We start from the raw sequence: 15,809 nt of genomic DNA on the forward strand, positions 1-15,809 counted from the left end.
CAAGCGATATCGGGGATCTCAAGCAAAATAAAATCCAAATCCGCACACTGCATTCATATTCATTTACCGCTTATTTTAGAGTCCTGTATTTCAACAATACAAGCATAGAAAATTCCTATAGAAAATGCGATAGTCTCCATATCAATGGATGATGGTGCGGTAAATTATTGTTAGATGAAATTTTTAGTTTACATTTTATTATAAAAATCCAAGGCTGTGCATAATGCAATATATGGTGTCTCAAGTTTGTTCGAGTATGGTAAAATAAAGTAAATCTAGAGGTTTTTAATATATGATAAAAAATAAATATACCATACTACTAGTAGAAGACGATGAATTACTTGCAATTGTAAACAAGGAGTCACTGGAGAGTTGTGATTATACGGTATTAACTGCTAAGACTGCAAATGAATCCATCTCATTGATTCGCACGAACAATTCTATCGACTTAATTTTAATGGATATTGATTTAGGAGGGGACATTGATGGAATCGATCTAGCTAGATCAATCCTTACTGAAAAAGACTTTCCAATTATTTTTTTATCTTCCCTTATTGAACAGGAAATACTCCAAAAAGCAGAGCTAGTTTCATCGTTTGGATACATACCAAAAAAATCAGAGATCCAAGTTCTATGCACCTCTATCAAAATGGCACTCAACCTCTTTGAAGCCAAAAATAAAATGAAGCAAAGTGAATTGCACTATCGTTTATTATTTGAACAAAGTCATGATGCAATGATTATAACTGATTCCAATGGAAAGTTTACCGACGCAAATGATGCAGCGAGTCAATTATTCCGATACTCACGAGATGAGTTATTAACTTTATCGATTTCGGATATCATTCATCCAGAAGATTTGGCAAACAAAGAATTACAATTGGAGAAAATTAAATCCAATGTTCGACTAACAAGCATTCGTCGAGTTTTACGTAAAGATAAAAGCATTGCACTCACTGAGATTACGGTAGTTTACCGACCGGATCAGTTTTTTCAGGCAACAATTAGAGATATTACGGAACAAAATCTGAAAGATCAAGTGATAGAGGCAAAGAATAAAAATATTGAAAAAGCGCATAATGATCTATTGCAGCGTCAATTTGCCATTGATCAACATGCGATAGTCGCCATCACAAATTTAGCAGGAACGATCATCTATGCAAATGAAAAATTCTGTAAAATTTCCGGCTATTCGAAAGAGGAACTAATCGGGAAAAACCACCGAATTATCAATTCAGGATATCATTCAAAAGAATTTTTTACGAATATGTATTCGACGATCAAAGAAGGTAACACTTGGCACGGTGAAATTAAAAATCTTGCCAAAGATGGGAGCTACTACTGGGTAGCCACAACTATAGCACCTTTGAAAAATAAGGATGGAAAAGTAGAAGAATACTTTGCTATTCGAACAGATATAACAATAAGAAAGAATGCAGAAGAAGAATTAGTATCTCATCAAATTGAATTGGAAGCGCAATACCAAGAGTTATATGATACACAAGATGAGTTAGTGAAAACGAAGATGCGTTACTTCGATCTCTATGATTTAGCACCCGTAGGCTATTTTACTTTGGACGAGAATGGAATCATTTTAGAGGTAAACTCAACATTAGCCACTCTTTTGGAATGGGATGATACTCATAGCTTTCGAGAAGAGCCCATTGAAAGATTCATTTGTCCTCAAGATCAAGATAATTTTGATTTCTTTGAACAGGAATTAGTGAGAACAAGAAAAGCGCGATCATGTGAAGTTAGGATGAAAAGAAAAGACAATTCAGAATTTTGGGTCAGGCTCGATTCATTGCCATTCTCCTTAGAAAATGGAATGCAAGTAACTAGAACTGCTGTTACCAATATACATAAGCGCAAAGAAGTAGAAAAAGAACTTCACCATTATATGAAAGCTTTAGAACAAATAAACAATACTAAAAATAAATTTTTTAATATCATAGCGCATGATCTGCGTAATCCGTTTGGTGGAATCATCGGAATCTCAGATTTACTAGAAACGAAACTAAAAGAAATGGAACTCGAAAATTCCAATCTGCTCTTTAAATATACAGAGTTGATCCAAACTTCTTCTAAATCTGCATATTCCCTTTTGGAAAACTTACTTCTCTGGGCAAGAGCGCAAACGGGGGAGTTAAGTGTGAGGCTAAATAATATTAGCCTAAACCATTTAATCCTATTCATGATTCCACTTGTCAGTAGCATTGCCTTTAAGAAAAATATTTCCATTGAAACCGAATTGCTTGACGCAGATACAGTGTATGCCGATGAATTTTTTCTTAACACAATTTTACGAAATCTACTCACCAATGCTATTAAGTTTACTTACCCCAATGGAAAAGTTATAATATCCACTGAAAAAAGAGAAGGCTATTTGGAAGTATCTGTAACTGACACAGGGACTGGCATTGACGAAAAGCGCTTAGAAAATCTATTCCGAATCGATTCAAAGGTAAGTAAGAATGGAACCGATAACGAAAGAGGAAGCGGACTCGGACTTATTCTATGCAAAGAATTTGTAGAAAAACAAGGTGGAAAAATTTGGGTAACAAGTGAACTCGGAAAGGGAAGCCGATTTACATTCAGCATATTAATCTGCCCCCCAAATTCATTTTAATTCTTTTTTTTTTAAACTAATTGTAAATAGCTCACAATCTTTTCGGCAACGATTTCACATTGATTGGGATTGACGCAAAAATCGTGTGTAACAAAAGGAAGTGTCTCTGATTTAATTCCTATCACATTTGTTTTTAAATTTTCTAATTGAGAAAGAGAAGCCCACATATCATCTGCACAATAAAAAAGAATTGTTGAATCTTTATGAGTTTGAAAAAACGAAACATCCACATCTTCGGAAAGTGATTCGAATTCGTTATTTGCTAAGTAAAATATACTTTCCAAAATATGATTTTCAGAAATAAAATATTCTAAGATAAGCTCCCTCGCTTTTTCAGAAGCATGAGAATACAATAGCTTAATCATGGACAAAATAATTCCGGTTGGAATTTTTCTAAAAATTCTATAACTCCCTAAGGCAAGCCTTGTATAATTTGGATTTGCCAGGAACTGAGAAAAATTTACTTGCATAGGATTTTCTGATTTCGAAATAAAGGGAAACAATAAAAACAATTTTGGATTTATATCCTCCTTCATTTGTTTGATTAATTCTTTGCCTAACCATCCTCCAATGCTATGACCTAGAATTACAACTTTAGATTTTTTTGACCAATTTGATTTTAAATAATTTATAACTTTTACTTTGTGATCCAATTCTTCCTGCAAAGAATATTTCTTCTCGGGCTTTTGTTTTGTAAATCCCGCATAGCTAATTGAATACAGATTTACCTTTCCATTTAGCTTTTGAATTAATATTTGGGCTAGTTCAATATAAAGAGAAGCAATCCCAGGATTTCCTGGAAAAATAATAATATTCAAATCTGAATTTGATTCATAACTTAAAAATTCAGTGTATATTCCTGAAATGATTTCATTCTTTGCAGTCAGCATAATAAATATCTAAAACTAGAAAATTGGATATTAATTCAATCTTTTTTCAATCTGAATTGGTAACTTAATACGAATTAACCGCTATTTATAAAAATGCTTCCCTGCAATTGCCAGATTTCAATATCCCAGCACTCTCTAAAAATCGCCTTTCTTTTCATTTGTGGGAATAGTATTGAATTGAATTATGAAAGAAGTTAAATGCGAATTACTAGAAAGAAAATCTAAAATTATTTTTTTCTAAAATAGGGAATTAGCCAGAGAATACAAGATAGGATCCAAATTATACTTCCCGACAAAGCCCAATTGTCTCCATTTTTTATACTCGATATCATAAATGCAATTCCAGAAATAATAAATCCTATCAAGCCAATAACTTCCATTTTTCTCTTTCATATTTTGTTTTATAGAAAAGAATTTTCCATAAAACAAAATCATTTTCTCCAATTATATATACTTTTATTTTGACTTTGATATAATCATAGATTTAAAAATATTCAACGTAAATTCGATGAAACAATTAAGACATTGGCACTTTGAATTACGCCCCGAGAATTAATCGTATTTTACAAAAACACCGTTATATCAAATGAATAATCTCCATTTCCATCTGTGGAGTTAGCCAATGGATAGACCCTTGGAATAGTCACAGCTCCCATGTTTATTCATAGAATTCACTAGAATCGTTGCGAAAAAAACTAATTTAAGCAAATGTTAGAACTATATATGGTAAAGGTAAATATTTTTTTAAAATGATTCTATATTTTAGAGTGATTCGCTGATTTTGAAAGAATTCCAAACAAAAATACGCTATTTGAGGTATTGACAGCAAAGAAAAAATCGGTGCATACTTAGGTATTGGAATTGATTTCAAGAGAAATTAGAACCAAAGAAAATAAACCATTTAGGAGATAAGAGATGCTTAAGAGAATACTGATGATTCTAGTTCTAATCGAGCTAGCTATGTGTAGTTCGACTAGCAATACGAGCACTGGTTCTAGAAGTGTAGCGGATAATGAGGGGTATACGCCGGGCGGTAATGTGCAGGCGGCATGGAAGCAGGGTTGTCCCAAAGAGCAAAAGGCAAGTAAAGGTCCAACGGATGGAAGATTTACAATTGGAATTGGGAATAAGCGGCTAATGTATGGTTATCCGAGTCCACGCTCTACCTCCTTTTTTGTTTTCAAAGTAGGACAGAAGTTAGCAAGCAACAATGCCAGTTTTTGTGAGGCTACTTATATTTCTGGAACAGAAGAAATTGATTATTACAGTGGAATTAGCATAGTGAAATTTAGCTTCTTAGATTTTGAAATTGAACAGTATTTAATTCCAACGGATGATAAATTAGAGCATGTGACTACAGAGATAAGTCCTAAATACTATCGGGTAGAATATAATATTATAAATAAGTCAAAGACGAATCAACCTGTGAGTCTTGCTGTTTTAATTGATACAATGATTGATGATAACGATGGTCCAAAGGTTGCAGTCTATACAAAGGCTAAGAACGATTTTACCCTAATGCCAGAAGAAGTTAGTTTTTCAGGAGAAAATATTCCAAAGGGAATTCTACTCTATCAATCGGGAACGGATAATACGAAGTTAACCGGAAATGTGATTTTAAAAGAAGAGGGTAATTCTCCAGATGAATGGTTAATAGGAAGCTGGCCTTATTTTAACAGTCTTGCCTGGGGAATTGTTACCAGAGATGAAAGATATTTAGATGGCGCGATTCTTATGCGTTGGAATGATAAAGTTCTGAATGTAGATCAGAGTAGTAATTTTTTCTTCCATTATGGAATTTCTAATCAGAGTAAAGAAGGATTGGATGTATTACTAAACGACAATAATATTACAGAGAAAGCTTCCCAGGTTAGTAATTATGAAAAAAATGCAATTGCTCTAACAGATGAACAAAAGCAAAGCATTGATGATTCATTTCAAGCAATCAAGGGTTTGAAAATTACCGGTGTGACTATTGAAGGTTATGCGGACGCAAAGGGTGATGATAAGATAAATGAAATTATCTCCCAAAAAAGAGCCGCCGTTGTAAAAGACTATATCATGAAGAAACATAATATCAGTAAGGAGCTAATCATTGTTAAACCCATGTCTTCCAGTGCGGCTAGAAAGAAAGAAGAGGATTTATTAAATGGAAATCCAAATGATCGAAAAGTGATAATGAGCATTGCAACGAAAGAAAAAAGTGCAGACCAGGATAAATCTACAGTGATAACAAAGAAGAATTTTAAATCCAATGCAGAAAAAGCACAGTCCTGCACATTCATCTATAAGAACAGTCAGAGAAAAATTGGAAAGCTTATTAAAATGAAGAGCAATACAGTGACAGCAAATATAGACAACAAGATCGTTGAAATTAATAAAAAAGAACTGAAAACAATCAGCTTTTCTTTGAAGTAACAGAAAGTTTTCTCGTGAGTGGGACGTCTGTCAGTGCTGATTCTTTCTGCAATTCTGATGCTATGAAACCCGCTAACACGGGAGATGGGCATATATTGGGTGTTACGTCCGAATCAACTCTATACTCGCACTGACGGAACAGTAATCATAATCACAAATTCTGCCTCAATCTATGTCCTCGTTCCAATCTAACGAATTCGATTGGAACGAAAATAGCTTGAGAAAAGAATATTTTAATTGCACGCTCTGGGCAAAGAACCTATAATTGGCAATAATAGGTTTCGAGAATCGAAATCCAAAAAGGAGAAAAAAAAATGCTTAAATCAAAAATCAATTTATTGGTTGTGGCTGCTGCCCTTGTAGCGTCGGCTTCTTTGTCTGCGGGAACAATTACTGTTTTCGTTCATGGAAAATCAGGCTCAAATCACAATGGAACAGGCACAACTGATGTAAACAATTACTGGGGTGCAAATGCAAACACTGTGTCTGGGACAAAATATTTCGTAGGTTATGATGGAACATCTGATCCAAGAACTTACGGAACAGCAAGAGCGCAAACTAACCTTACCACTGTATTAATCAATCAGTGCAAGGGTGTTAATACTTGTAAAATTGTTTGCCACAGTGCTGGTTGCTATGCAACTGAATATTGGTTATCTAACCTGGGTGGAACTGCATCAAGTAAAGGTTTTAAAATCTCTGGAGTAACGGCATTAGCCGCTGCATCCGGTGGTTCTGAATTAGCTTCTGCTTTGAATGCAATTACATTTGGCTTTGCTGGAAATGCAATGGATAAAGCTTTGATCGTTGGTAATGCAAGATCATCGTTTAATCATAATTATACCGCAGGCGTAACTATCGCACACGTTCCTGGATCAAAAGGAATGTTTGGCGCTTCTTTAATTTTACCTGGGGAAGATGATTATGCGGTTGCTTACCATTCTTCTTGCGGCTACTCAACAGTAGGCGGACTTTCTAAATGCCAGAGTTCACTTACTCAATCAGAAGGAATTTGGCCTTTCAATTCTAAGCGCACCTATGCACAGTATTCCGGTCATACAAGAGCACCTTCCGTTCCCGTAGAAGGCTTGTATAAAAACCATGGAGAACTTCCTGCTGACGGTTGGAGATAGTTTAGAATTCTTTTTTACTACGGATGCACACGGACAAGCTTACGTTATTGTTTTTCTCATCGGTGTGCATTTGTGCTAGATTTATAAAAGGCTTTCTTCTACTCTAATCACTCTTGAATTCTTAAAACTCTGAATGTAAACCTAAAGCAATACTGTTTTTGCCTAATGATGTCATTGTATTCTGCAATTCTTTTCGTGGATAATAATTGTAAGCCGATGACGGATAGCCTAATGCTTTTTTAATTCGTAATTTTTTTCTACTTTTATTTTTTAGGTTGATGATTGAGATTCATTTACCTAACATTGTCAATAAGGGTTTCGAGAATCGAAATCCAAAAAGGAGAAAAAATATATGCTTAAATCAAAAATCAATTTATTAGTTGTAGCTGCTTCTTTGGTATTGTCAGCTTCTTTGTCTGCGGGAACAATTACTGTTTTCGTTCATGGTAAATCAGGCTCAAATCACAATGGAACAGGCACAACTGATGTAAACAATTACTGGGGTGCATCACCAAATACAGTAGCTGGGACAAAATATTTTGTAGGTTATGATGGAACATCTGATCCAAGAACTTACGGAACTGCAAGAGCGCAAACAAATCTTACAACTGTTTTAACACAGAGATGTAAGGGTGTTGATACTTGTAAAATCGTTTGTCACAGTGCTGGTTGTTATGCAACAGAATATTTTCTATCTAACTTAGGTGGAACTGCTTCAAGTAAAGGTTTCAAAATCTCCGGTGTAACAGCGTTAGCTGCTGCTTCTGGTGGTTCTGAGTTAGCTTCTGCTTTAAATGGTCTTACTTTTGGCTACGCAGGAAATGCTATGGATAAAGCTCTCATTGTTAACAATGCTAGATCTTCTTTTAACCATAACAATACTGCTGGAGTTACAGTTGCTCACGTTCCTGGATACAAAGGAATGATCGGTGCTTCTGCAATTCTTCCAGGGGAAGATGATTATGCGGTTGCTTACCACTCTTCTTGCGGTTACTCTAAAGTAGGCGGATTGTCTAAATGCCAAAGTTCCATTACTCAATCTGAGGGAATCTGGCCTTTCAATTCTAATGTATCGTATGCACAGTATTCTGGTCATACAAGAGCACCTTCTGTTCCTGTTGCAGGTCTTTATGAAAACCATAGCGAACTAACCAACGACGGTTGGAGATAGTATTCCAGTAAAACACTTTTGTGTTTGTAGAGGCGCGATCTATTGCGTCTCTACAACAGAAATCATTTTTTTGAAATTATAAATCCCTAGTCCGTTTACACTTCCCTTCTTGCTTGGAGATAACAGTCATACTCCACAAAGATCATAAACTAAATAATAAAAAACTTTTTTTATCAGTTTTCTTTATGTAAATCATTTCATTTTAAACTAACGTTCAGTTTTCTTTTTTACTATTGAAAATTTTTTCCTCTTATTTTTTTTTTGGTTGATGATTCTTTTTAGCCTTCTTACCGTTGGCATTAAAGGGTTTCGAGAATCGAGACTTAAATGGAGAAAAAAAAATGCTTAAATCGAAAATTAACTTATTAGTTGTGGCTGCTTCTTTGGTATTGTCAGCTTCTTTGTCTGCGGGAACAATCACTGTTTTCGTTCATGGAAAATCAGGCTCAAATCACAATGGAACAGGCACAACTGACGTAAACAATTACTGGGGTGCATCACCAAATACAGTAGCTGGGACAAAATATTTCGTAGGTTATGATGGAACATCTGATCCAAGAACTTACGGAACTGCAAGAGCGCAAACTAACCTTACAACTGTCTTAACACAAAGATGTAAGGGTGTTGATACTTGCAAAATCGTTTGTCACAGTGCTGGTTGTTATGCAACTGAATACTTTCTATCTAACTTAGGTGGAACTGCTTCAAGTAAAGGTTTCAAAATCTCCGGCGTAACAGCATTAGCTGCTGCATCTGGTGGTTCTGAATTAGCGAACTCGTTAAATGCAATTACATTTGGTTATTCTGGAAATGCTATGGACAAAGCTCTCATTGTTACAACAGCGAGATCTTCTTTTAACCATAACAATACTGCTGGAGTTACAGTTGCTCACGTTCCTGGATACAAAGGAATGGCTGGGGCTTCTGCAATTCTTCCAGGCGAAGATGACTATGCGGTTGCTTACCACTCTTCATGCGGTTACTCAACTGTAGGCGGATTGTCTAAATGCCAAAGCTCTATTACTCAATCTGAGGGAGTTTGGCCTTTCAATTCTAACAAGACCTATGCTCAATTTACAGGTCATGTAAGAGCGGGCTCTGTCCCTGTTGCAGGTCTCTATGAAAATCATAGCGAACTAACCAACGACGGTTGGAGATAGTAGTAAAACAAAATGTAAGGACGTGATTCATCACGTCCTTACGATATAAATTCTTTTTTTAACTGTTCTTATACATAGAAAAAAAAATTTGCAATCTGCAAATACTACCTGCGGATACTAAAGATAACCCCTACAAAATAAAGCGCCTAACGTTTCAAAGTATTTTTTTTAATTTGCCTTTGTGTATTCATTCTCTTAAAATTGTTATTCGTTAGAATTTAAAGAGGAATGGAGAAAAAAAATGCTTAAATCAAAAATCAAGTTATTAGTCGTAGCTGCTTCCCTTGCTATATCAGCTTCTTTGTCTGCGGGAACAATCACTGTTTTCGTTCACGGTAAATCAAGCTCGAATCACAATGGAACGGGAACAACCGATGTAAACAATTATTGGGGAACCGCGCCTAACGCAGTATCAGGAATAAAGTATTTCGTAGGTTATGATGGAACAACTGATCCAAGAACTTATGGAGCTGCAAGAGCACAAACCAATCTGACAACTGTATTGGTCAATCAGTGTAAGGGTCTTGATACTTGCAAGATCGTTTGTCACAGTGCTGGTTGCTATGCAACTGAATATTGGTTATCTAATTTAGGTGGAACTGCCTCTAGCTTAGGATTTAAGATATCAGGAGTAACAGCATTAGCCGCAGCTTCTGGTGGTTCTGAATTAGCCTCTGCTTTGAATGGAATAACCTTTGGTTATGGTGGGAATGCAATGGATGTAGCGCTTATCGTTAGCAATGCTAGATCTTCTTTTAATCACAACAATACAGGCGGAGTAACTATCGCCCATGTCCCTGGTTACAAAGGAATGATTGGTGCATCTGCAATTCTTCCTGGAGAAGATGACTATGCAGTTGCTTACCATTCCTCTTGCGGTTACAGCATAGTAGGCGGTCTTTCAAAATGTCAGAGTTCACTGATTCAGTATGAAGGGATTTGGCCTTTTGGTGGAAATGTAACGTATGGACAATACATCGGTCATACAAGAGCACCGTCTGTTGCCGTTGAAGGTTTATATAAAGATCACGGTGAACTAACCTACGAAGGTTGGAGATAGTCGTAAAACAAAACTGTAAGGACGTGATTTATCACGTCCTTATGAACAGTGGCAAATGGCTATAATTCCCATTCTAAGATAATCCAATCATTGAATTGTTCTTCATAAGCGAGCCTACCGCCTAAATGCTCTGTGAAAAGCTTGATAGAGTCTTCTTTCTTTTCAATGATAAGTCCACTAAATAGAAAACGTTTTGTCTTTATTCGCTTGATGTGCTCAATATTTTGAGATATAACCGCATACGTAATATTACCCAGCATCAAGTCATAAGATTTTTTTTCTATTTCGGGATGATCGAATCCTCCTTCTAGGACTTTAAAATCAACAGGCAAAGGAAAATGATTTTCTGCCCAATTAAATTCAGTAGCACGAACAGCATTCGGGTCTATATCGATAGCTAAAATTTCTTTTGCCTTCTTATAGGCAGCGGCTATTGATAATATGCCGGAGCCTGTTCCCATATCTAAAATAGACATTCCTTCTTTTACAATCTTTTCGATTCGAGAAATCATAAGCTTAGTAGTTTCATGATGTCCTGTTCCAAAGGCAAGACCAGGATTCATATAGAGGATAACATTATTACTCTCTTCGTGAACCTTCTTCGAAAGCTCCGAATCTTTTTCCCATGTCGGGATAATCCAGTAGTGGTCTCCTATTTGAAATGGTTTATAGAATTCTTTGTATGCTTCTTCAAATTCTTTGGTCTCTACAATTCTAGATTCGATAAAAGAATTTCCTGCGGCACGGGCTTTTAGATAAATATAAACTTTGAGTTCTTTTTCGGTATCTGTTTCGCCCAAATAAACTTGGATATTGGTGTCGTCGCGTAAAATTTCTCCCGACGCAGGACGGGGCAGAGTAGAATCAAATAATATCTCATAGTATCCTTCTACTAATAAGGAATCTAGAAATTCCGTAAAATCCTCTGAGATGTCTTTGGGTAAATTGACTTTTAATTCTAAGTATTTCATTTTTTTAATTCCTTCATCTTGGTTTCTAACTCCTCTGCTCTTTCTAATTTGCGAGTAATTCGGTAAAGCTCTTTTAGATTTTTGAGATTCTTAAAGTTCTTTGGGTCACGAAGTAGGATTTGTTCTCCAATGTCTACAGCCTTTTCATAATTACCACATTTTTTATTGGAAATACTGGCGAGATAAAGCATTTCCGTTGATTCAGGTTTTTTGTAAGTGTATTGATTAATATGCTTAATTGCGTTTTGAAAATCTCTTTTCTTAAAATAGAAAAAACCTAGTTGTCGATTGGCTACTTCATTATAAGGACTGAGTCGATAAATGTTTTTCAATAAGAGAATATTCTCGTCAAAGTTTACTTCTCTTATATCATAATGAGTCTTAAACATTCTAGATAGAATTTCTGTGAAGTTTGTCTTATTTGGATTAACCGCAGGACCTTGATACTCGATTCGAAGTAGGCTACAGTCATCAGTTAGTTCTCCCGTTGTGTGTAGTAAATCTACTATTTTGGGTAAATCACCATTTGCCTTTCGAACAGTATCCAGGAATAAAGTTTCATCTTCGTTAATGATTCTAATGTTTTCCTCAACTCCAATTTGAATATCATCTCTTCCATCAGAGCCTAATATCAATATATCGCCAGGCTTTAGACTCAATGTTTGCACTTGAAATAATTTTTCATTTTCAAAAATTCCGAGTTTACGCGTTGTAAACCTCTGCTCTATAAACCTTGCATTTCCATCTCTAAACAAAACTGTCCAGGGATGCTCTGCATTTATATGATATAAAAATCCTGTCTCGTCATCTATGAGTCCCATCACGCAAGATAAAAACATAGTTCCGTCAAAGGATTCAAAGATTCTCTGCAATTCTAAGAAAGCATCTTTTAACCATTTCTCCGGTGTCTTATTTCTAAAACTAGCAATCTGAGATCGCGACAAAACAGTATTAAACACAACTCCCATCACCAATGCACCACCTGCACCCTGTATGGATTTTCCCATTGCATCTCCATTGATGAAGACAGTGTATTGTTTATCGTTTAATACTATGTTAGCCGAAATACTAATGTCTCCTCCAATTTCATATGTTTTATTCTTAAAGTGAAAAGTCTTTTTTTGTTTTGAATAGAATTCAGTTTTTACATATTCACTATTATTTTTATTTGCAGTCAGTGGACTGAGTAAGAGTGATGTTAAAAAATAATCTCCATCTTGTTGTGTCTTTATCTTTTTAATTTCTTCCATCGTTTGATTTAATTCTTTAGTTCTTACTTCTACTTTATTTTCAAGAGATGTATTTAGTTCTTCTACTTCCAGGTGAAGTCTTACAAATTTATTGGCAAGAATTGCCGCAATGCTTAGAATAAAAAACATAAAGCAATACCCAAAAGTTCTCGGCATTTGAAAATAACCTCTATCGCTTAAAATATCTGTAACGACTGAAATGAAAATTAGAACTACTCCTAAAAGAATATAGGTAGAGTCTTTATTCTTTCTTGCAGCTAATAGATAATAGAATAGAAATCCTATGTAGATAAATCCAATTGGTTGAGTTAGGCTTTTATTCATTTTATCAAAAAGAATTAGATCTGAGGCAAATAGAAAAAAACCTACAAGTAGCATGGAAATTAAATTTAGAATTAAGATTGGAATCGTAATTCTAAATTTGAAGAAGATTCGAATAAAGTTTGTAAAGAGCGGAATCAGACAGGTAAACATAGTGTATTCAATCTTCTTCATCAGAATAAAGTCAAGACCTAGTTCATATTTTCCCTGGGTTCGGAGAAATTGATAGATTACTACGGTGAATACAAATATCGCAAAATAGATATTATCCACTTCTTGCCTTCGCCGCAAAAATAGAAATAAAAAATACATTCCGACAGTTGCATACACAGCGAGTAGAATTACTTTAAACAAGTCTTCTTGGTATTTATCAAATTGAATTTTGATTGTAGTTCCAATTGCAGTCTTATCCTGATTGATTCCAATCTCTTCTGGAAAGAAACGCTCTACTTCAATTAGAATAGTGTTTTCTTTTCCTATCTGAATGAGGGATTGTGGAATTTCGTAAATTCGAATTTTGTCATAACTCTGTGGTTCCGGACTTCCAAAGCAACCTGTTGTTCCAATAAGCACATTATTGAAATAGGTTCTATCTCTATCGGAAATAATTCCAAGTCGAAGCGCCAATTGTCTATTAGCCATTGACTCAGGAATGATTATTTTTCTACGTATCCAAATTCGCTTTTTTGCATCGACTTCCTTTGTCTGAAGATTAGATGGCACTTTGTATTTTTTCCAATCTAATTGATCATAATTATTCTTTAGAATATTTTCTTTTACTATCTCGTCTATCGTATATTCCCATTCTGTTTCTGAATCTAAGTTGATAATCTGGTCTTGTGCTTTGTGTAGTGACTGGTTTATGCTTTCGGTATCTTCACTATTTACATTTGCAAAGCAAATAATTAGAATGCCTAGCAGAATGGAATGAAATAAATTCTTACTATTTTGTTTCATGGAATACCTTCCCTTTTAAATTGCGAGTTATAATATCTAGAGCAGATAGGGGAAGAAATGAGCGCGGTAAATGCTGATTTGGTTTCTTTTTTTTAAAAAATTACGCACAAGAGCAAATTTTTTTATTAAAGCATAGGTTTTCAAAAATGAATAGAATTGTAGCAGGAAAAATTTAATTTGGATTTTCTATATTATCACTAATCCGATGCCTAAAAACAAGCAAACAATACTACTTATCGACGATGACAAATTAATTATTATGTCATTGGATTTAATTTTAAAGAGGAAAGGTTATCACGTTGTTCAGACTTCTGATCCAGAAGCTGTTCTTTCACTGATTGAGAAAGAAAATGTAGACTTAGTAATTTTAGATTTCTATCTTTCCGAGATAAATGGAATCGAAATTTTAGAATTGATTCGAGCAAAAGAAGAATTTTCCAATATTCCAGTCTTCATGCTCACATCAGAAGAAAGTCCCGATATTATTGAAGCTTGTTTAGATTCAGGAGCAACGGATTTTATTATTAAACCAATTATTGCTAAAGTGTTGCTCGCTCGTATTCGCTCTGCACTTTCAAATCGAACTAATATTCTTCAAATCGAATTACAAAAAAAAGAAATATCTGAGTCAAAGGAAAAGCTTTCTTTAGTGTTGTATCATCTGGAAAAAGACATTAAAAAAGCGAGAGTAACGCAAACTACTCTTATCCCCGCAAGTTATATTGAATCGAAAACATATAAAATGTATTCCTATTATAAACCTATGATCGAAGTGGGAGGAGATTTTTTTACTCATTATGAGAGAGCGGATAAGACTGATATACTTTTTGGAGATGTATCAGGTCATGGAATTTCTTCCGCCATGGTATCCTGTATGGCAGTTCTTTGTTTTCAAACTATGCTGCATGATCAAGGCACAGTAGAAGGGGAATTACGTTATTTACATAATACATTATCTAGTTATGTGGCAGGGCATTATATTACCGGTGTTTACTTACGATTTGACAAAAATAGTAAACTTCTTACCTATGCATATGCAGGGCATCATAGTATGGTTTTAATTCGAGATAATACTATTATGGAGCTTGAAGGCAAAGGAACTCCACTTGTTTTATTGAAAGATTTTATAACTAAGGAATTTTCCATTTCTATCAAAACAGGAGACAGATTATTTCTTTTTTCAGATGGGCTCTTTGAATTCTTTAATTTAGAAAATGAATTCTATGGAACTAATAAATTTCTTTCAGACGTAAAAGATGTAATGCATTTACAGGGAAGCGATTTTCTGAATGCAGTCTCTGAAACTTCGATTCGTATCTCTGGAAATATAGTAAGAGATGATATGACTATGCTTTTAATCAGCTTTCAATTCTAACGACAAATTTGTATTATCCTAAAACTAATTGAAGACATTCATCTTCTTTTTCTTGCATTCTTTTTTCTTCGTAGGCGCCCTTTTCGTGATCGAAACCGAGCAAGTGTAAGATTCCATGAACTAGAAGTCGATAAAACTCTTCCTTATCACTATGCCCGATTTCTCTGGCTTGCTTTCGCATTGTATCTATCGAAATAATGATTTCGCCTAAAATTTTATAACCTTCTGGTAAATCTTTTTCTACGATTGGAAAAGAAAGAACATCGGTAGATTTGTCTTTGCCTCTCTTCGCAAGATTGATTTTTTGAATTTCTTCGTCGCTTGTAACTAGAAGAGAAAGCTCATATCCTTTTAAATTCGTAATATGATCTACGATTTTTTTGATATTTGCTTTAATCTCTTTCGGAGTTATCCCCAATTTGTGATGGGAGTTGTTCTCAATGTAAATATTTTTTATCAGTGACATAGTTTCGG

The 15,809-nt window shown here is 34.8% G+C and carries 12 protein-coding genes; 8 read left to right on the forward strand and 4 right to left on the reverse strand.

What is annotated here, in order from left to right:
- Window positions 1-292: 292 nt before the first annotated feature.
- A complete protein-coding gene (locus IPH52_22490) occupies window positions 293-2,629 on the forward strand; it encodes a PAS domain S-box protein (protein MBK7057768.1) in 2,337 nt (778 codons plus the stop codon).
- 11 nt (window positions 2,630-2,640) lie between these two features.
- Here IPH52_22490 and IPH52_22495 read toward each other — a convergent pair whose 3' ends face one another.
- Window positions 2,641-3,519 carry a hypothetical protein gene (locus IPH52_22495; GenBank protein ID MBK7057769.1) on the reverse strand — a complete coding sequence of 293 codons (879 nt, stop codon included), beginning with the start codon at window positions 3,517-3,519 and terminating at the stop codon, window positions 2,641-2,643.
- 915 nt (window positions 3,520-4,434) lie between these two features.
- On the opposite strand from IPH52_22495, the gene IPH52_22500 reads away from it, so the two are divergent.
- The 6 genes from IPH52_22500 to IPH52_22525 all read left to right on the forward strand — a co-directional run bounded on the left by IPH52_22500 (window position 4,435) and on the right by IPH52_22525 (window position 10,461).
- Window positions 4,435-5,937 (forward strand): OmpA family protein, encoded by a 1,503-nt coding sequence (locus IPH52_22500; protein ID MBK7057770.1) that lies wholly within the window; start codon window positions 4,435-4,437, stop codon window positions 5,935-5,937.
- 84 nt (window positions 5,938-6,021) lie between these two features.
- Complete coding sequence (locus IPH52_22505) at window positions 6,022-6,129, forward strand: DUF1554 domain-containing protein (protein MBK7057771.1); 108 nt, start codon at window positions 6,022-6,024, stop codon at window positions 6,127-6,129.
- A 122-nt stretch (window positions 6,130-6,251) separates the two neighbouring features.
- A complete protein-coding gene (locus tag IPH52_22510; GenBank protein ID MBK7057772.1) occupies window positions 6,252-7,070 on the forward strand; it encodes a hypothetical protein in 819 nt (272 codons plus the stop codon).
- A 352-nt stretch (window positions 7,071-7,422) separates the two neighbouring features.
- The gene (locus IPH52_22515; GenBank protein ID MBK7057773.1) at window positions 7,423-8,241 is read left to right on the forward strand and encodes a hypothetical protein; all 819 of its coding nucleotides are present in this window, start codon (window positions 7,423-7,425) and stop codon (window positions 8,239-8,241) included.
- A 341-nt stretch (window positions 8,242-8,582) separates the two neighbouring features.
- A complete protein-coding gene (locus IPH52_22520; protein MBK7057774.1) occupies window positions 8,583-9,401 on the forward strand; it encodes a hypothetical protein in 819 nt (272 codons plus the stop codon).
- Between the two features lie 241 nt (window positions 9,402-9,642).
- The gene (locus tag IPH52_22525; protein MBK7057775.1) at window positions 9,643-10,461 is read left to right on the forward strand and encodes a hypothetical protein; all 819 of its coding nucleotides are present in this window, start codon (window positions 9,643-9,645) and stop codon (window positions 10,459-10,461) included.
- A gap of 59 nt (window positions 10,462-10,520) precedes the next feature.
- On the opposite strand, the gene IPH52_22530 is transcribed toward IPH52_22525, so the two are convergent.
- Together IPH52_22530 and IPH52_22535 are read right to left on the reverse strand one after the other, a co-directional pair.
- Entirely contained in the window at window positions 10,521-11,432 is a 912-nt protein-coding gene (locus IPH52_22530; protein MBK7057776.1) for a 50S ribosomal protein L11 methyltransferase, read from the reverse strand.
- Window positions 11,429-13,960, reverse strand: coding sequence for a SpoIIE family protein phosphatase (locus tag IPH52_22535; GenBank protein MBK7057777.1), 2,532 nt, complete (start codon window positions 13,958-13,960; stop codon window positions 11,429-11,431). Before IPH52_22535 ends, IPH52_22530 begins: the two co-directional genes overlap by 4 nt.
- 205 nt (window positions 13,961-14,165) lie before the next feature.
- Between IPH52_22535 and IPH52_22540 the strand changes: the two genes are divergently transcribed.
- Window positions 14,166-15,335, forward strand: a complete 1,170-nt coding sequence (locus IPH52_22540) for a fused response regulator/phosphatase (GenBank protein ID MBK7057778.1) — start codon at window positions 14,166-14,168, stop codon at window positions 15,333-15,335.
- A 13-nt stretch (window positions 15,336-15,348) separates the two neighbouring features.
- Here the strand turns inward: IPH52_22540 and ybeY are convergent, their stop codons facing one another.
- Window positions 15,349-15,801, reverse strand: coding sequence for an rRNA maturation RNase YbeY (gene ybeY / locus IPH52_22545; protein MBK7057779.1), 453 nt, complete (start codon window positions 15,799-15,801; stop codon window positions 15,349-15,351).
- Window positions 15,802-15,809: the final 8 nt, after the last annotated feature.

The organism is Leptospiraceae bacterium, assembly GCA_016708435.1.
In the GTDB taxonomy this organism is placed as follows: Bacteria; Spirochaetota; Leptospiria; order Leptospirales; family Leptospiraceae; genus UBA2033.